Source organism: Frigoriflavimonas asaccharolytica, from assembly GCF_013294015.1.
GTDB lineage: Bacteria > Bacteroidota > Bacteroidia > Flavobacteriales > Weeksellaceae > Frigoriflavimonas > Frigoriflavimonas asaccharolytica.
The window spans coordinates 15,588-35,037 of record NZ_JABSNO010000027.1 but is presented as its reverse complement, the minus strand read 5'-3'; the positions used below and the strand labels follow the sequence as shown (position 1 = coordinate 35,037).

The window sequence follows — 19,450 nt, the reverse complement described above, 5'->3', positions numbered from 1 at the left end:
ACTTTGAATTTATTAAACTTTTTTATATACCCCTCTCTCCTCCGCAACCAAACCCAAAACCTCACCATCACTTTCACCAACTTTCACCTGCCCATTCATCAACATCGGTAATAGCCAATCCCGCAATGAAGCGAGTTCTTGGTTTTGTTTGAGATTGTTTTTTATTTTTTCAAATGATGTAACCACTTGATTAGAATACTTTTTTAAAATTTCATTATCTGGAATTATTACATCTAGATTTTTGATTTTATCTTGTGAAAGATTATCTCTTGCAGAACCTGTACTTAAGTTTATTAAATATTGGTACATGTCATCTAAAACAAATTTTGTATAGTGAAAAAATTCTTTTTCTTTTGGCATAACTGCACAGACTGCTTGATTTGTTGTTGCTTCAAAGGAAATGATACTTGTTTTTCCTGCTGTTGCTCCATACATTGCCATTAATATTGTATTTGCTGGAAAATATTTAGCGCTTGAGTTTTTCAGTGCAGCTTCAGTTATGAAGTTTTTAGTGGAAATAATAAAGGGACTATTAAGTTCGCCGCTATTAACCCAAGGAATTTTACCATTCTCATAATATTCTTTTGTTGTAGATTTTGGCGTTCCACCAGAGCCAGTCTGTGCTATTTCTGATATCTTTTTCACTTCCCACCCTTTCGGAATCTCTCTTTTCAAAACTGCATTATAAACCATTTCTCCGCCAGAAGATTTGTAGCCTCGACTACGCTCGGCTACCAATCGACTACGCTCGGCTACCAATTGACTACGCTCGGCTACCGTTCCGTTTTGATTTTGTGTTCCCTGAGCGTAGTCGAAAGGTTTACCCTGAGCGAAGTCGAAGGGGAAATCAAACTGCACAAACCAATAATCATAAAGCGTTTTTGCCATTTGCTCTAATTCAATATTGATTTTATTATTCAACTCAATCTTATCGTCTAAAGCAGACAGTACAGCAGCGATTTTGAGTTGGTTTTCTATTGTAGGTAAAGTAATAGGATACTTATACAGAGAAATAAGATCGACTCCAGTTTGTCCGCCAGTTCTTGCCGATAATTTATCTACATATTTAAATACTTCATCTTGTTTTAAAAAATAATATAAATAATCGTTTAATATATTATTTAGTGGTTTAGCTTTAAGTAGGGCTACATTGTAAGCACCTTCCATTCCTCTAAAGATTTGAAAAATTGGCGGCCCATATCTTCCAATCATTATATCATCTTTTACAAAAAATTTTGTAGTTGAATTCTCATGAATGTAAGTCGGAAATGCATTTGTTTTAAAATCACGAGTCTGTACCAACCGCACATAATTTGTCAATTTTATATTAGAAAATGTTGATTTTGGTGGCTGATTACCTCCAATAAATTGACAAACCTCTGCAATAGTTAATTTAGCATTATTCATACAATAATCCTTTTAATTGTTTCTGAATTTTTTGATCAAGCGTATTTCCTTCTGCAAAAAGACCTGCCAAATTATTTTCAAAAGTCTGCATTTTATTTCCAAATTCTTCCGCTGTTATTTCTATATATTCAATTTTCACTTCAAAATATTGCCCTGCAGAAAAAGAATAATTCTTGGCTTCAATCTCTTCTTTACTTACCACAACAGACAAATCTTCTATCGCTTCCTTTTGATTAAATGTAGAAATAATTTTATCTTCTTCCGCTGTGCTTAAAACTGTTCGTTGGTTTTTGCCTTCTTTTATGGTATCGCCCAATTTAGAAGCATCCATCAAAACTATATGTTGGTTGTCGGTTTTCTTGTCTAAAAACAGAACAGAAACATTAGTTCCAGTGCTTGCAAAAATATTACTTGGCATACTTACCACACCACGCAGCCAACCATTGGTAATCAATCTTTCGCGGATCTTTTTTTCAATTCCCTTCTGCGCAGTGATAAATCCGGTGGGAACAACAATAGCTGCTTTTCCGTTTTCACTTAAAGTATGCATAATATGCTGAATGAACAATAGATAAATCTCCATTTTATCTTTATCTTTTGCTTTGATTTTAGGAATTCCCGCAAAAAATCTTTGTTTAAATATATCTTTCCCCAAATCTCCGTGAAAATCTGAAAAATCTAACTTAAAAGGCGGATTAGAAACAATGTAATCAAACTTTGAATCTAAATAAGACGGTTGCGCAATGGTATTGGTTTTAATGATATTTGGGATAGAATGCGTGAGATTGTTCAACACCAAATTCAACCTCAACATATTGCTGGATTTCTGGGAAATATCTTCGGAATAAATGGTGCAATTTTCTTCGCCAATTTCGTGGGCAAGACTCATCAACAATGTTCCCGAACCTGCACTTGGATCATAGCATTTCACGCCTTTCACCGGATTTGGCACCATAATCTTCGCCATTATTCTCGCAACTGCGTGTGGTGTGTAATATTCTGCATATTTTCCACCAGAATCGGTATTGTAATCTTTAATTAAATATTCGAAAATAGTCGCAAAAAAATCATATTTCTGCTTAAACATTTCTTCAAAACTAAATTCAAATAATTTGTTGATCAACGCTTTACAAAAAGCATCGCGTTGCGAACTGTCGGAAATAAAGTTGCTTAATTCATCAAACAAAATATCTTTTGCTCCGGTAGAAGATTTTACAGAAAATACATCTGCATTTTCTATACTTATTTGCCGAAGTGTATCATCAAATAATTTTGCAAAGTCGCCACTGTTTTGTGCACCGTGCAAATGCGACATCAAATGTTCTGGCTGCAATCTTGGAATATTGGGATCTAATGAAGCCAACAAAAATTGATATTCTCCTTCTGGCAAATCTTTCAATGCCTGAGAAAAATTCTTTTCATCGTTTACCAATGAAGGTTTTTCTAATTTTACGGCATATCGAAATTTATCATTCAAGAATTTGTAAAGAAAAACCTGGGTGATGATTTTAAATTCGTTGCCATCATTTCCCAAACCGTAGTTGGCGCAAACACTTTTTAAACCATCAATTAATTGTTTGGTTTTGGTGATGAAATTAATATCGTCTGTCATTTATATTTTTATATTTAATTATATTTATCATATCCGGCTTCTGCTGGCTTCGACTACGCTCAGCTACCAGTAGAAGACTTTCCATTTTTCGCTGCGGTGACTGAGCGCAGTCGAAGTTCCTTTGGCTTCGGCTTCGCTCAGCCACCAATAGAAGACTTTCCATTTTTCGCCGCGGTGACTGAGCGCAGTCGAAGGCACATTCTCTGGCTTAGGCTTCGCTCAGCTACCAGTAGAAGACTTTCCATTTTTCGCCGCGGTGACTGAGCGCAGTCGAAGGCATCGCAGTCGAGGTCACTTTTTATTTTTATAATGAGATTCATTCATGCACTCTGCTGCTTTCTTTAATTCTTCATCCCAGCCATTCATCAATGCTTCTTTCTTTTTTCTACTCCATCCTTGAATTTGTTTTTCTCTAAAAAAAGCTTCATCAATTCTTGGATATTCCTCGTAATAAATCAATTTTACAGGCAAGTGCTTTCTTGTATGGTTAGCACCTTCACCAGCTTGGTGTTGCTGAAGTCGTGTATCCAGATCTATGGTGCTTCCTGTGTAATAAGAACCATCAGAGCATAGCAATATGTATGTATAGCCTTTCATTTATTATTCATTTTTCTTACGGTGACTGAGCGCAGCCGAAGTCCCGTTCTATTGCTTCGACTTCGCTCAGCCTCCGTGGATACTTTGGTGACTGAGCGCAGCCGAAGTCTTATTGATATTGATATTGTTGCAAATATTCCGTTGCAATCAGATTATTAATGGTTTCTGTGGTAGGATAATCCAACGGAATATTTTCATTGGTTTTAAATTCTTTTACCACCAACTGCATCAGATAGCGTTTAAAATACGCCTCATTATTTCGCAAATCATCTTGATTGATCAGTTTTTCATCCACCTGATTTTTCACTTGCATCAACGCACGATGAAGTTGCGATTCTTTAGCATTTAAAGTTTGCTTCTCGGTCAATCGTTTGTGAATACGAGAATATTTTTCGTCGTTTTCATATTTGGCTTTTAGTAAAGCATTTTTGCGGTTGAGTTCTTTGGCTTTATCGTAGATTTTTTGCAACAAATGCATATTTGCTATCATATCTTCTTGGGTAACTTCGCTCAAATTTTTCTTTTTAAAAAGCCGTTCCAGTTCTTCACGCAGAGTTACAAAGTGCAAATCCTTTTGATCAAAATTATGTTGTAAAGATTCTCTGGCTTTTCTTAAAATATTTTTAAATTCATCTGCAAGAACAAGTTCGCTTTCATCAATTTTTATAAATTGAAAAATAATATCTTCTAAAGCCGTATTCAATAGGTTTTTAGAATTTTCTGCATTGCCAATACTTTCTACAAAATTGAGATTATCTACCCGATTTTGAGCAATAAGCAATAAACCATTTAGCACATTAAAATCTTCAATTCCATGCAATGCATCATAGCCATTTACCGCAATAATGTTTTTGAGTTCTTTTGCAGTTCTTAAGGCTTTTATTAAACGTAAAAGTTCTGTTTTATCTGTTAATTGCTCAATCTGCTGCGAGAAAAGTTCTCTATTTTCTGTATTGTAATGAAATAAGGTTTCTTTAATTTCTTTTAATTCGTCTTTTATTTCCTGCTCGGTTTTAAAAAGGTAAGAATACATTTCCATCTCATTGCCCAACTGATTCTGTAATTCATCAAAATACATTTTGTTGGTGCGGTCAAATGCTTTAGAAATATCTGCGAAATCTACCACATAACCGTATTTGTAATCTTTGTACGGACGATTAACCCGCGTTAAAGTTTGCAGTAAATTATGATCTTGAATAACTCTGGCTAAATATAATTTTTTTAACCTTTTAGAATCAAAACCAGTGAGCAACATATTGTAAACAAAAAGCAAATCTACCTTTGATTTTTTGTAAGCACTAATCAAATCTTTGCGTATTGTTTTATCATTTTCATCGTGAAGAATGAGTGCTGCCGTTAATTTTGGTTTTTCGTCTTTGCCATATTTCGGTCGAGATTCTGCAACCATCAGCAAACTTGCATCGGTTTCCTGTTCGCCATATTGCTCTTCAAACAAGCGGAATAATTCTTTTGCTTGTGGCGCAGAATCACAAACGACCATTCCACCTAAAGAAGTATCTTGATTATCTCGCCTGAACTGAATTAAATCTTTGGTAATATAGTCTAAAAGTGGTTCTGCAAATTTAGGATCTGCATAAATTTCTTTTGCAGTAACATCACCTTTCAGCACTTTAATTTTATTCATCACTTCCTTCATCTGAAATTTGAAACTTCCTTCAATTTCTTCCCGAATTAAGCGTAAAGTATAGCCATCTGCAATAGAACTGTTATAATAATATTTATGAAAATAATTTCCAAAAAGCATTTTGGAATCGTAATCTTTTGCAACTTCACGCAGTAATGGTGTTCCCGTTAATGCAATGATAACGGCATTTCTATCAGAATTAATGAGATTGGCTAAATAGTTTCCTTTCGGATTATAACTTCGGTGTGCTTCATCTAAAAAGAAAACACGCTGTGTATTAATATCATAATCTAATCGTTCAGTAGAAGTGGCATCTTCGCTAAATTTCTGGATATTAACCACTGTAATTTCTGGTACACCACTATCATTGTGAAGTGCGCCAACAATTTTTAAATCCTTTACAAAATCTTGTCGGGAATTTACTTTATTCACCTTTAAACCTCGATTAGAAAATTCGCCCGATGCTTGAATTAATAAATCCAAACGATCTACAATGAAATAGAATTTAGGGATGATCTGCTTTTTAGCAAAATAATCTGTTAAATGTTTAACATTAAAATAAGCCAGGGCGGTTTTTCCCGAACCTTGTGTATGCCAAATAATTCCTTTGTTCTGACCTTGTTCTAATTTTGTAGCGATAGCAATGGTAGCAAATATCTGCGGATAACGCATAATATGCTTTTGGTATTTCACTTTTCCTACTTGATCTTCTTGCACATAAGCAATCGCATATTGCAAAATAAATTGCAACCTTTCTTTACTTAGAAGTGAAGTTAAAATTCTATTGGTTGGCGTATCAATTTGTTTATTTACAATAAATTCTGGATTGTGTTTGATGACCAAAATATTATTATCCTTCAAAACCAAATTCTCTGTTTCCTCTGATAAAATCTTTAAAGTTTGAGTGACTGGATATTCTAAATCTTCTCTAAAATAATTGAAATTTACTTCATCGTAAGAAGGCGTTCCGTAAAATGCACCAAATATAGGATCTACAATTCCATCCTCATATTCCATATTATTGGAAAAAATAAGAAGTTGCGAAATATTTACAAATCTGCGGAAATTTTTATTTTTAAATCTTGTATTAATTCTATTTCTCTCCGCAATAACTCCTTCTTTATTATGCGGTTTCTTAACCTCAATAAAAGCAAGCGGTAAACCATTAATTAAAATGGTAATGTCTGGACGAAATTCTTCATCACCAGATTTGCAGGTGAGTTCTGTAGTAACATGAAATTTATTATTACTGAAATTCTCAAAATCGATTAATTTTATACCTGAAGTTGAAACCAATCTTTCATAAAAGGTTTTACCGAGATCTTCATAATCTAATTCTAAATTGATTTCATCCAATAGACGTTTGGCCTCATCTTCTTCAATGCCATTTATTCTACAAATTTGATGCAAAAAAATTGAAGGAAAAATATTATTCTCCTCTATCCTATTCTGATCTTTCAGCGAAATATATTCATACCCCAACTTCATCAAATGCAAAAGCGCAGGGATTTTGACACGGGAATCTTCAGTAAATTTCATTCAATGTGCGACTAATGTTTTAAAATTCAATATTTGATAGAGCCAATTTACAACAATAAAAAAAACAAGCATTACGGTTTCCCGTAAAAACAGTAAATAAAGTGAAATTTTCAATAAAATAGCTTTCCTAATCCCACCACCTTCCTCCCACCTTCGTTCGAGATTGCTTCGACAATCCTTTCCAAAAACCCCATTGTTTGGGGAGAAACCCGAAGATCTATCGAAGAATCCCGAAACAAAGCCTAAAATTTTAAAGGGTGAAAGCAGACAAAGCTGGACATCCATAGACAAAAAGCGCCACCGCTGGAAAATAGAAACCTAAGCTAGACCAACGAAGACAACAACAGACCAGCGCCACAAAAATAGGATGCCAAGGGAATTGTAAAGATGAAAATAGACAAGCAATGCCGCCAAAAGAAATGCGCTGAAATGACAAGATTTGCAAGCTGATAAACAGACAAATTTATGCTAAATAAGGACAGAGATAGAAAGTTTAGGAAGATGTAGTACACAGACTATCAGGTATTTGCATTTGATAAAAAGAGCTTCTATATTTGATCCCAGTTAACAATTTAAATTTTTTTTATGGCAACAATTAAGAAAGGAATCCTTGGTGGATTCAGTGGAACCGTAGGTACGGTAGTAGGCGCTTCTTGGCGCGGAATGGATATCATCCGAAGCAAACCAAAGGCTTCTGGTGGCAACCCAACAGCTCGGCAATTGCTGCAGCGGCAGAAATTTGCAATGGCAATTCGTTTTCAAAATTCTTTGCGAAAAATGCAAAGCCGTTTGTATGGCGAAAATGCCGGCGTGAAATCTCGGGTCAACCTTGCAGCCAGTTATTTGCTGAAGGAAGTAATTGCAGAGCAAAACGGACAAGCTGTTTTGATGATGGACAAAGTAATCGTAACGAAAGGTACGCTTACTGGGTTTCAAAATCTTGCGGTGGCTGTAGCAGCTGGGCAAACCTTGGATTTTACCTGGCAAGATAACAGCAACCAGGCATTGGCAAAGGAGACGGATATTTTTTGTACCGCAGTGTATGAAGAAGAATCTGGTGAGTTTGCTCTAAACGAAGGGCCAGAACAGCGGGATGCAAGTGCTGCTTCTGTGGTATTGCCTGCTATTTGGGTAGGGAAAACGCTGCATGTGTATGCATTTTTTCAAACGGTGGAACAAGATGCTGCTTGCAATTCCTATTATCTTGGCACGGTGATCTTGCAATAGCATTATCAATCTACTGACCAAGCACAAAAAAACCGCAGTATTTTTTTTACTGCGGTTTTTTTAGTTTTTGAAACTAGTCTTCGGAATAATCATTGCGTTCCATTAGCTTTTTTATAATCTCTGGATTGTAATATACTTTGCTGCCAATTGAGGTGTAGGGTAATTTGCCGCTACTTCTCCACCGCTGCAATGTTCTGGGGGTAACATTCAGCATTTTTGCCATATCAGAATTATCGTAATAGAAAGGGATTGTTTTCTTTTTCTCCTCTATTTCTTGCGTTGGTTTCTTTCTAAAAGTAAGTCGATTATTATCCATATTTCCGTCATTCATCATGATGCTGTTGTCTTCTTGTGTTTTTATAAAACGGCTGCTAAAAATTTTAAATTTAATAAAGCCGAACTCAATTTGATAGATACAATAATTTGCATTGGGCTAAAAATTTGTAAAACAGAAGATTAGCATCATTTGTTGAAGTCAAAAATAAACAATTGTTTTTCAGTAAACTAAAAGTTTTCCCCTATTGAAGGGATTTTAGCCCTAAAAGTTTTCCACAATCGCGCCAAAGCACGGTAAATACAAGACTTTTTATTGTACTTATGTTAAAAGCCCATGAATAACACATTGTCAATTAAACAAAAATACCAAAATGTCTTCTAGCAAAGGCTTGAACATTAAACAGCTTGATCCAAATTTAAATATAATAAAGGCAGAAGTGTAAGGAAGAAAAATAAAAAGATTGATATTTTCCCTATTTACCGAAATCTTTTGCTTGCAAAACCTTGGAAAAAGAAGGTACAATTGCATAAAATAGAACCTCTCGCTAAAAAAAAGGCTTGAAAAGAGCTTCTTACAAAGTGAAAATATTGTTTGAGAAGCAACCATTTTTATACCTTAAAAATAATGCTGCTTATTTTATTAAGTTGAATTTTCTTTGCTTTAGATCACCTATTTATAATGAAATTGTATATCGTTTTGAGAAATTTAAATATAGATGCGTTTTGAATTAACACCTTGGAGATAAAAAATGCAAAATTTTTTGGCTTATTTTAGAAATTGTTAATGATTATTAATTTCGCAACCAGACAATGCTGCTCATTTTTGTATAAAACATTTTCATCACCTATTTTTTATTAAATTGATGCTCGTCCAATGGCAACTGCAGGTAAATATTGCTTCGTTTAAACTTTGTATTTTATCAATTTTGATCGTATCTATTATATCTGAAATACTGCCTTTTAAGGTAAATTTTAATTCGTGAAAGTGATAATCGTTTACTTTACTTTCGACAATTTCAAAACCGTAGGAAATCAAAAGATTTACTAAGGATTCTACTGGTTTGCAAACTTCAATCTGATCTACTTTCATCATATTTCACTAGTAATTGAGCTGTTAAATTATTTTTAATGCTAACGATCACAAACTTGAAAAGTAAAATTCTACTCAACAAAACGGTTTTATTTTTTAAAAAAAAGTGGTGAAATTGAGGCTTTAAAACAAAGTTGCAGATTTTTCTCTATCTAGATTGATCGCTAGCAAAGCTGGATTGTAATTTGGAAAAGCAAACTCTTCTACAGATCTTTCTGACAACCAAGATTCTGAGGCTTTTTGCGTTAATACCAAAGGCATTCTATCTTTTGTATTGTGAATTTCGGACATCAATTCGTTGGCATTGGAGGTAACGATGGAAAAACTCGTGAGGATCTCGTTGGTGTTTTTATCTGTCCAGATATTGTAAATGCCTCCCAAAGCAAATGCTTGATTTCCATTATCCAATTGTATGAAGTATTTTTCTTTGTTTTTACCTTTGGAATCTAGCCATTTCCATTCATAAAAACCATTGACTAAAACAAGGCATCTGTTGGATATTGAATTTTTGAAACTCGGTTTTTCTGATAGCGTATCTATTCTGGCATTTAAAGTCATTTTTTGAGGACTTCTATCTTTTGCCCAAGATGGAATTAATCCCCAATCTCCCAAGATTGCCTCTTCCCTATTTTCATCAATGATTATAGGCATTTTGGGTTGAGAAAAACCATTTAGAAAATCTGAACCCTTGAATTCTGCATTCATTTCTACCCCAAAAGAATCTTTGATTTCTTTCTTAGTCAAATTGTTGGAAACGTAGTAGCACATAGCATTAGTAAAGTTTAATCGTTTTTAGTAAGATATCCACAACACCTTTTTGTATTGATGCGTTCTATCTCATTTTAAACTTGTGAAGTTAATAATTTTCCGTAAAACTTGATGCATCTATTCTTTGCGTAATCGATTATAATTCTCCTCGTTTTGTACTATCGACGAAGGAAGGTTTTCTTTGATCAATAATAAGATAACGTGTTGAATATTGAGAATTAAAAAGCTAGAATAATGAGTATTGATAACTTGTATTTCTATAATAAGCGATTACGCTTTTACTGCAATTTGAGGATGATTTTGTAGGAAGTTTAGTAGGATAAACACCGTTATGAACGAAAATTCACATAGACCAAAAACATTATATTTATCTAATAACAGCTTTGCTTTCAATTAATTAGCATTATTTTTTCTTAACCGATGAAAAAAAATTTAGAAACTCTAAAATCCCAAATTGCGCAAATCACCACTTTTTGCAAATATCTGTAAATTAATATATTACAATAAATTCCATCAAACTTTTTAGATTTTTTTGGCGAAGAATGCCTAATATTTTCAATTTTTGTAGTAGAACTACTACAAAGATTCTAGAAAATGTGTTTTATCTTTGAAATATCAAATCAGATAAACAATTTAACTAACAACAAAAACTTAGAAATTATGGCAGCTAACAATTCAAGAGGAGTTTTGAAATTCAACGGAGGATCAGAACAAAAAGTGTTAAAACTTAACTACAGTGTATCAAGATCAACAGACGTTTCTGGTCGTGTAGCTTCAGATCCAAGTAATGCTTTAATTAAAATTACGATTGAAGCAACAGAAGATGCGCACGTATTAGAAAGTTTATTAAACGGAAAATACAAACCAACAACTGGTGAAATTACCTTTAATAAATCTCATGAAGAAGGAACTTTGATCGCTTTGAAATGGAACAACGGATACGTAATCCAACATGAAGTAGCATTTGACGCAATTGACCAAGACAATATGTTGATTTCTTTCGTGGTAAGTGCAGAGCAAATTGATTACGGTACATCAGCTTACGAAGGAGTTTGGCCAGGGAAATAAGGAGTAAAATTCTTATTAATTCAAGGTTAATTTAATCTAAAAAATTCCCAATGGAGTTGCGATTTGCAGGTTTCGTTGGGATTTTTTGGTTTATTTGAAAAATTATCAATCGATTTTCAAAATTTAATCTTTATTTTTGAGAAACGAGATTCGAGAATTTATGATTTCTCTTTAGTAAATTCAATCATCAATCATCAATCATCAACCATCCACAATCAACAATCAACCATCTTTCATCATCAAAAATAAAATTATGGCAACAGCAAACGGCACAAAACCTACTTTTCAACCAGATAATAGTGCGAGTTCTATTTCTGCCAGTCAGGTTTTCGGGATCAATAGATTGGTGAAATTACTCATCGTGATAGAAGGTAAAGTAATCAAACATTACAAACACTTTAAACTAAGCCAAAATAGCAGCAAACACCACCGTTTTGAGATGATTTTGGCGCATGATTCTTTAGGTAACAGAGAGAATCACAATTTGGAATCTTCCAATGAATTTTTAGGTAAAAGAATTACCATCGTTCAAAAATATAAAGATATTCCAGATAGTCCGGAGAGAACTTTTGTAGGAGTAATCACAGAAGTGAGCTACACGCAGGAGCAAAGCGGTTTAGGAAATATTGTACTTTCAGGTTACAGTCCCACAATTTTGTTGGATGCTGCGCCACATACCCAAAGTTTTGGCGGCAAACAATCTGTGAATATGAGCATCATTGCCAATCAACTCATCAAAGAAGGCATCAAAGCTGGCTACTACGATATTCGCGTAGATGCCAATGATTATTCTGAAATTATTTACAGCGCGCAATACAACGAAACGCACTACAACTACCTCGCAAGAATGGCAGAAGCGTATGGCGAGCAGTTTTATTATGATGGCGAAGTTTTGCATTTTGGCAAATTGCCACCACAAAATCAAGCCTTAAAATTGGTCTATGGCAGCAATGTGAACGATATTAAAATCGAAATAAAAGCCGTGCATACAAAGCCTCAATTTTACGGCTACAACAGCAGTCAGCACGCAAAACTAACTTCTGGAACCACACCCGCAAAACACAAAAGTGATTTAGCGAGCATCGCCTACAAAAAAAATGATTCTGAAAGCGGAATTTTCCGCACACCAGCTTTACAAATAGCCCCAATCCGCGCCACCACAGACAAAGATGTGGTGAATTCTCAAATGAGTGCAGCCGGAAGCAAAGCCGTGGAGGTTTTGAATGTGAGCGGAACTACGAGCATTCCATTTTTGTATCCAGGTTGCGTGGTAGATCTGGAAATGCGCAAAGAAGACAGCAACAAAACGAGTTATTTCACCAGATTAATGATTGTAGAAACCACGCATGATGTGGATACTTTGGGACATTATGCAGGAACTTTCAAAGCGATTGCAAGTGATACAGGTTTTCTACCAACGCCGGAATTTACACAACCAATTGCCCAACCACAAATGGCAACGGTAATCTCGAACTCAGATCCGCAAGGTCAAGGCAGAATCACGGTAAAATTTGATTGGCAATTGCATGACACGACAGATTTCATAAGAATGATGAGTCCCGATGCAGGTGGAACAGACCAAGTTTCCCAAAACCGTGGTTATGTTGCCATCCCAGAAGTTGGCGATCAGGTGATGGTTGGTTTTGTACATAATCATCCGGATCGTCCTTTTGTAATGGGTGGCATGTTTCATGGGAAAGTTGGTTTGGGTGGTGGCGCGAGCAATCGTGTGAAATCCATCATGACGAGAAGTGGACATAAAGTAATTTTCACGGAAGATGAAAGCATTATCATCACAGATAAATCTGGAAATGAGATACATTTAGATACCACTGGAAGCAATATCAATATTACAGCACCGGAAACAATGACGCTGAATTGCAAGAATATGAACATCAATGTGGGTGAGAATATGACTACGAATGTGGGAATGAATGCCAGTGAAATGATTGGAATGAATAACAGTCAAAATATAGGTATGAATTCTACGCAGAATATTGGAGCAATGAAAATGACTTCTGTGATGGGCGATGCAAGTATGTTTATTACCGGAAAACTAATGGAAATGATTGAAGGTGATGTGCATAGTGAGACGAAGATGGAGAGAAATGAAGTGAGTGAAGGCAAAGTAACGGTACAAACTAAAGAAAATTATGAGCATCATTCTGATAAAGAAGTAAAAAATAGCAGTGCTGAAAAAGGGAATAATTATTAAATATTTTAATAATGAGTAGAACACGAATAGTTAAAGGAAGCGTTACAAAAATTGTTGGAAAGAGCTATAAAATATACTCGAAAGAAAATATTGAAAATTATTCTGCAAAAAAGATAATTCAAGTTGGGAAAGAAGGTGGTGTTTTGTATGGAGAGCCAGAAACACCACCTGAAATTCCTATAGTCTATGGTGAGGCACCAATATTAAAAGGAGAAGTAATTTTTTGTAATGGTTTCCATAGTGGAACTGGAGGTGCAATAGATGCAGCTTTTAACGTAACTGTAGGAATGGAAGAAAAACCATGGTATCTATCAGATGGGGAAAATACGCATCACAAATCTGGAGAAGATAATTCAGATCTTCATCCATCCGATTTAGATAAAGATATTATGAATTCTTCCGATATTTTGGAAGCTGAAGGAAAGCCACAGGAAGAATATGTTTTGGGATTTGATTGGAAAAAAATTCCTATTACCGGTGGCGCTACAATAAAGAAGAAAGACACATCCTATAAGGAAGCGCTCAAAAAATTTAAAGGATATTGGAATGATTATAGAAATTTTGGGGAAACTGCAGACTTATATACAACATATTTCAATGCGGAAAAAAGAGACAGTTATATAAATGGTTCTCACGGTATGGGTTCGCCTGCTTGGGAAAGAGAGTGCCACGCCATAACACTTGGATATCATTGGGCAGTAAAAAACTGGAAATTAAAAACAAAAGAAGAAGTAGAGAAGGAGAAAGAAAAAAATCCCAATGCAGAGAGCTATTCTCCAGCATATCGTCCACTTACATTTGTAGGGCATAGCGAGGGAGCTGCTGTAGCTGTTGGTGCATGTATTGGCGCAATGTATTATGCCGCTGAGAGAGGTTGGGAGGAAATGGCAGTGAATCTAGTATTATTGGGAATCCACCAACCAGTTTCTTTATGGTCTGAAGAAAAATATGATAAAAACCGAGAACAAGTTGGTAAATATATGACTGACTATAACACCTATAAATGGTTTAAAACTGAAGTTTTGGAAGTTGGCGGCAATTCTCCTCGAATATTACAAGAAATTTATAATACAGCTACCAAAGTAGAACATGCTATAACACCTTTTGCACCAGCATTAGCACATGTATATACCCAAGATAGAAACAAGCATAAGTATGGTATTGATGAATGGACTGCACAAATATTAGGAACAGACGGATGGAACAAACTTAAAAAAAGAGCTGTGCAATTTACTTTTTCTAATGATAGAGCAGACACTGTGATGATTGATGGGGACATTCCGGGAATAGCAAATGCCAATGGTAGTGAAGATGATTCTACCTTATTTGGTTGGAAAAATTGGACTGTATTCAGCATGAAAGGTGGTTTAACACCAAATAGTGATTATACAATAAACATAACTGGCTATGACAAAGGATGTCTGAATACCAGAATTTTAGTAAATAAGCAAAACCCTGAAAATGTAACTTACTTAAAAACCACCTATTCTAGTTGGTGTGAAGAATTTTGCAAATATCATGAAATATTTAAGAAAAAAGCAGTTGGTTATGAAATAAAATATAAAGAAGAATGGGAAACTGGTGAAGTCTATATAAAGGAAGAAAATATTCTATTATTTGCAGATAAAGCAATGGAGTATGCAAAAGTGGCAGATTCTCATACGGAAATGATGGCAAGGTATGTGTGGATGCACCATGTAGAATTGGAAGCACACTTTGCACCGGTAGGGTATATAAACCGCCCAGAGATCTTTAATCTACCAGATGGTAAAACCCGAAACCCAGATTGGCCTATGGAAAATGGTCGTACTATTTGGGACAGAATATTGAAAGCAAGCGAGGATAATGATAGATTATTTTATCGAGTTGATTATGATATTAAATATTTTAATCGAATTTATAATGATAAATCAAAAGATAGTATTTCAGAAGATTATAAAAAAATTCAAAATGAATTCAAATTCAAAAAGGAGTTTGAAGCAAATTATGTAAAAAATCTGGGAGCAACTAGATTAATTAACCCAAAAATAGCATTCAATACCGAAGTAGAAAAATGGGTAAATATCGCAAAATTAGAACTTAACCGCCAGGACGAAGAAGCAAGGAAAGAAAAACGAAAATTAGAAAGAGAATGGGAAAAAGCAACAAATCCATGGCCAGTTGGTCCAAAATATTAAATACGAAATGTAGTTTTTTAATTATAATATTAATCTTATTATGCTCTTGTGAGAAGAAGGAAAAAAATGATAAGTACGGACATATTCCGTTTCTTCATCAATTAAAAGAAACGAAGAATTATCAAGTGGTAGAAATTGTGAAAGGAAGCGAACCTTTGTGGGACAGTATAAATAAAGAATTCATTATTACAGGTGGAATTTACTATAAGTACAATAAAGGTGGAAAATTTAAAGACTCAATGAATAGATACAGTTTGTTTGATCTCAATGATAGTTTTACATATAGAGGAGACCAATATAATTTTTGGTTAGAAAATGGTGATAGAATTAAAAGATATTTTATTGATATAACTCCAGATGTCCCACCAAAAGATGCTGATACGATGTTATACAGAAAGAAACATATTGAATTTTATAACAAAGCATCTATTGTTAAATATAGCAGTGTGAATCTCTATTATTTTTATAAAAATGAATGGTATAGAATGAGTAGGTGGCGACATGGTTGGATAAATAAAAACTACCCCGAAAAACTGTCACCACTACGTTTAATATCTATGCGATTAAACCCTAATCCGCCAGATTATGTAAAACAATTTTATGTACCAAGAAAAAAAGTAGGTTCCATAAGCGATGCAATTGGCGCACCCAAAGACTTTACTTTGGGAACTTACATTATCAGGGTAGGTCTTCCCGGTGGAGATTCATTGGTTTATCGGCGTTTTGGAGATGGATTGGGAAATCTCTCCACCTTTTACCAAAGACCAACATCCGAAGGTGGAAATGATAGCATTATATTTATAGAACAAGATTATCATAACAATAAAATGATAGATGGCGGTACCTATTTCAGCCATGGTGGTCTATTTATGATAAGGCCAAAAAAGAAATGAAGAAATTTTTATTTATACTATTGGCAATCATTTTAGAAATATTTGCCACGTTCCTATTGTTTTTACATTTAGCATATTCCACTCCTTCAAAATCAGGCCCAGGTAGCGTTATGGAAGGTTTTGGAGGTTTATTTTTAGTCCTTGTAGAGTTAGTAGCGTTTAATATATTTTACATAATAGTTATTGTAGTCTTATACCGTTTCATTTTTTATAAAAAGCAAATGAAATAGACCATTTTAAGCGTATATACCGGGAGTCAATGATTGAAATTGGCACAGACCAAGTTTCTCAAAACCGTGGTTATGTAGCAATTCCCGAAGTTGGCGATCAAGTGATGGTTGGTTTTGTACATAATCATCCGGATCGTCCTTTTGTAATGGGTGGCATGTTTCATGGGAAAGTTGGTTTGGGTGGTGGCGCGAGCAATCGTGTGAAATCTATCCAAACCCGAAGTGGACACCGCATTATTTTTACAGAAGATGAAAGCATCATTATCACAGATAAATCTGGAAATGAAATTCACTTGGATACCACAGGAAGCAATATTAATATTACTGCACCAGAAACAATGACTCTGAATTGCAAGAATATGAATATCAATGTGGGTGAGAATATGACTACGAATGTGGGAATGAATGCCAGTGAAATGATTGGAATGAATAACAGTCAAAATATAGGTATGAATTCTACACAGAATATTGGAGCTATGAAAATGACTTCTGTTATGGGCGATGCAAGTATGTTTATTACAGGAAAACTAATGGAAATGATTGAAGGTGATGTGCATAGTGAGACGAAGATGGAGAGGAATGAAGTGAGTGAAGGCAAAGTAACGGTACAAACTAAAGAAAATTATGAGCATCATTCTGATAAAGAAGTAAAAAATAGCAGTGCTGAAAAAGGGAATAATTATTAAATATTTTAATAATGAGCAGAACACGAATAGTTAAAGGAAACGTAACAAAAATTGTAGGGAAAAGTTATAAAATATATTCGAAGGAAAATATTGAGAATTATTCCGCAAAAAAGATAATTCAAGTTGGGAAAGAAGGTGGTGTTTTGTATGAAGAGCCAGAAACACCACCTGAAACGCCCTATAATGATGAACCAGATTTTGATATTGAACTATAATTAATTGAAGATGACTTTGTACCACTTGGAATTCCAAATTATAAAGGTGAACCAGAAAATGACAAAATTAAATTTAAATTAATTATAACAGGTAACGGCGTTAATCAATGGGATTTAAATATAAAATCTGGAGATATATTGATCTACGAATTATTTTCCAGTTCTAGAGAAATAGAAGAAGTTGTAATAATAAGTAAAAGGCAGAAAGTTTCACCATCAAATTCTGAAGAACCAATATCCCCAATTAAAAGATTTTGGCCACAAGGAGAATATATTGTTTCATGGGATGGTTTTGATATCAATAACATTTACGATAGCGCATTAATGAAAAGTGAAAACGGGCTCAATGTAAGCGTTACTGGTCAGGCAGAATTCAAGAAAAAAAGTTTTGCAATAGAAAAACCTATAAAGTTTACGCATAAAAAGGTAGATTGGGTAGATGTAAAAATAGATGGTAATAATTTAAAAATTGAAACCACTTTGCGAGTCAATTTAAAAGATGGTGGCGAAGAGGGGTTGGACTGCAGAACCAGAGACATTGATCCAGATCCAAAAATTCGAGTTCCTTTGAAGGAATGTGATTGGGACAAGATACCATCTACCTCGATAATCGCTGGCAAACCAATTATCAAAACGAGAACAAAAAGTTTTGCAGATCTTGAAAAATTAGCGATTGATGGGCTTAATTATCATTGGGGGAGAAATAAAAACCATGCAGAAGCAAAAGATGTGAAAATTGCAGATGATTCCTATGAAGTTTTTATTAATACAGTAAATACTACAGAAAAAACGATGGATGATGTTGACTTATTATATAACACAAACTATTTCTGGGGAAGGTCTAATAACCCTGGTTGTGTAAGTGGATTTAAGTCTTTTTTAGCAAACCTTGCACAATATATACCTTACGTTCCGTTAAGTGAAACAATATACTATAACATAGGATATGTAAATAATGTTTATAAAGCAGAGTCACATTTTTTATTTAAAGAATCATGGTTTTATATTGATAATGTACCTTTATATAAAAATGGAAAAAGCAAAGTGGATATGGAATATGCATATACTTGTGCTCACGAAATAGGGCATACTTTATTACGATCTTATTCTGAAGGTGGAGGTGGTAGTGCTGATTATTCATATAAGCATAAAGGAAGTTCTGGATATTCTGATACAAAGCCTTTAAGTGAAGGAGGCGTTAGTTATCCAACAGAAGGAGGAGAGATAGATTTAATGAAATATTATAATAATTCTCCTCGAAATTTTCTTGATTATGATTATGAAAGAATTGTTGCAGAGGATAAAGATGTTCTTGGATTGATATGGCTAACTAAATTAAAAACATATGAAAATCAATATTTTTAAACTAAACATGGTTTTTTTATTTTTTGTGGGATGTACACCATCTTTAAAAAATAATTATTCTGGTTATATTTATTATAAGGATAAACCTTTAAAAAAAATTAAGATTGTAGAATCTAGTTCGAATAATTATACATATACTAATGATGAAGGATATTTTTATCTAAAAAGGAGAAGTACAAAATTTGTAAATGAACTAATAATTCAACACGGCATAGAAATCGATACTGTTAATTTAGCCAGTAAATCAGGTGCAGACAGCAAAATTAATTTCCTTTTTCTTACCTCCAAAATAGATACTCTTGATTTGTATAGAGAACGCATTTTTAAAAAGCAAAGTTCTAATAATTGAAGGAATTTTAGAGTAGAAAAAGTGGTGATTGATTGTTTAAATTATCATTGGGGGAGAAATAAACCATGCAGAAGCAAAAGATGTAAAAATT

16 protein-coding genes are annotated in these 19,450 nt (G+C 34.2%); 9 read left to right on the top strand and 7 right to left on the bottom strand.

Translation table 11 applies throughout. The features are described from left to right. Positions 1-12: 12 nt before the first annotated feature. The 4 genes from HNQ03_RS13930 to HNQ03_RS13915 all read right to left on the bottom strand — a co-directional run bounded on the left by HNQ03_RS13930 (position 13) and on the right by HNQ03_RS13915 (position 6,800). On the bottom strand, positions 13-1,407 hold the full coding sequence (locus HNQ03_RS13930) for a restriction endonuclease subunit S (RefSeq protein ID WP_173780307.1): 1,395 nt from the start codon (positions 1,405-1,407) through the stop codon (positions 13-15). After that, a complete protein-coding gene (locus tag HNQ03_RS13925; protein WP_173780306.1) occupies positions 1,400-3,019 on the bottom strand; it encodes an HsdM family class I SAM-dependent methyltransferase in 1,620 nt (539 codons plus the stop codon). The genes HNQ03_RS13930 and HNQ03_RS13925 overlap by 8 nt, the downstream gene beginning before the upstream one ends. Before the next feature lie 291 nt (positions 3,020-3,310). Beyond that, entirely contained in the window at positions 3,311-3,616 is a 306-nt protein-coding gene (locus tag HNQ03_RS13920) for a GIY-YIG nuclease family protein (protein ID WP_173780305.1), read from the bottom strand. A 109-nt stretch (positions 3,617-3,725) separates the two neighbouring features. Then, on the bottom strand, positions 3,726-6,800 hold the full coding sequence (locus tag HNQ03_RS13915) for a type I restriction endonuclease subunit R (protein ID WP_173780304.1): 3,075 nt from the start codon (positions 6,798-6,800) through the stop codon (positions 3,726-3,728). Between the two features lie 585 nt (positions 6,801-7,385). Here HNQ03_RS13915 and HNQ03_RS13910 point away from each other — a divergent pair. Further along, a complete protein-coding gene (locus HNQ03_RS13910) occupies positions 7,386-8,027 on the top strand; it encodes a DUF6266 family protein (RefSeq protein ID WP_173780303.1) in 642 nt (213 codons plus the stop codon). Positions 8,028-8,100: 73 nt separating this feature from the next. Here HNQ03_RS13910 and HNQ03_RS13905 read toward each other — a convergent pair whose 3' ends face one another. The 3 genes from HNQ03_RS13905 to HNQ03_RS13895 all read right to left on the bottom strand — a co-directional run bounded on the left by HNQ03_RS13905 (position 8,101) and on the right by HNQ03_RS13895 (position 10,161). Further along, on the bottom strand, positions 8,101-8,361 hold the full coding sequence (locus HNQ03_RS13905; protein WP_173780302.1) for a helix-turn-helix domain-containing protein: 261 nt from the start codon (positions 8,359-8,361) through the stop codon (positions 8,101-8,103). A 783-nt stretch (positions 8,362-9,144) separates the two neighbouring features. Further along, entirely contained in the window at positions 9,145-9,396 is a 252-nt protein-coding gene (locus HNQ03_RS13900; RefSeq protein ID WP_173780301.1) for an AraC family transcriptional regulator, read from the bottom strand. 120 nt (positions 9,397-9,516) lie between these two features. Continuing rightward, a complete protein-coding gene (locus HNQ03_RS13895; RefSeq protein WP_173780300.1) occupies positions 9,517-10,161 on the bottom strand; it encodes an SOS response-associated peptidase in 645 nt (214 codons plus the stop codon). Between the two features lie 660 nt (positions 10,162-10,821). On the opposite strand from HNQ03_RS13895, the gene tssD reads away from it, so the two are divergent. The 8 genes from tssD (at position 10,822) to HNQ03_RS13855 (ending at position 19,359) form a co-directional block, all read left to right on the top strand. Beyond that, a complete protein-coding gene (gene tssD, locus HNQ03_RS13890; RefSeq protein ID WP_173780299.1) occupies positions 10,822-11,229 on the top strand; it encodes a type VI secretion system tube protein TssD in 408 nt (135 codons plus the stop codon). Positions 11,230-11,482: 253 nt separating this feature from the next. Then, the gene (locus HNQ03_RS13885; protein ID WP_173780298.1) at positions 11,483-13,444 is read left to right on the top strand and encodes a type VI secretion system Vgr family protein; all 1,962 of its coding nucleotides are present in this window, start codon (positions 11,483-11,485) and stop codon (positions 13,442-13,444) included. A gap of 11 nt (positions 13,445-13,455) precedes the next feature. Then, positions 13,456-15,621, top strand: a complete 2,166-nt coding sequence (locus HNQ03_RS13880) for a hypothetical protein (protein WP_173780297.1) — start codon at positions 13,456-13,458, stop codon at positions 15,619-15,621. Next, positions 15,576-16,514, top strand: a complete 939-nt coding sequence (locus HNQ03_RS13875; RefSeq protein ID WP_173780296.1) for a hypothetical protein — start codon at positions 15,576-15,578, stop codon at positions 16,512-16,514. Before HNQ03_RS13880 ends, HNQ03_RS13875 begins: the two co-directional genes overlap by 46 nt. 259 nt (positions 16,515-16,773) lie before the next feature. Further along, entirely contained in the window at positions 16,774-17,430 is a 657-nt protein-coding gene (locus HNQ03_RS13870) for a phage baseplate assembly protein V (RefSeq protein ID WP_226927524.1), read from the top strand. 11 nt (positions 17,431-17,441) lie between these two features. Further along, entirely contained in the window at positions 17,442-17,645 is a 204-nt protein-coding gene (locus HNQ03_RS13865) for a hypothetical protein (RefSeq protein WP_173780295.1), read from the top strand. Positions 17,646-17,783: 138 nt separating this feature from the next. Further along, positions 17,784-19,010 (top strand): hypothetical protein, encoded by a 1,227-nt coding sequence (locus HNQ03_RS13860; protein ID WP_173780294.1) that lies wholly within the window; start codon positions 17,784-17,786, stop codon positions 19,008-19,010. Continuing rightward, positions 18,991-19,359, top strand: coding sequence for a hypothetical protein (locus HNQ03_RS13855; protein WP_173780293.1), 369 nt, complete (start codon positions 18,991-18,993; stop codon positions 19,357-19,359). Before HNQ03_RS13860 ends, HNQ03_RS13855 begins: the two co-directional genes overlap by 20 nt. The last annotated feature ends 91 nt before the right edge of the window (positions 19,360-19,450 follow it).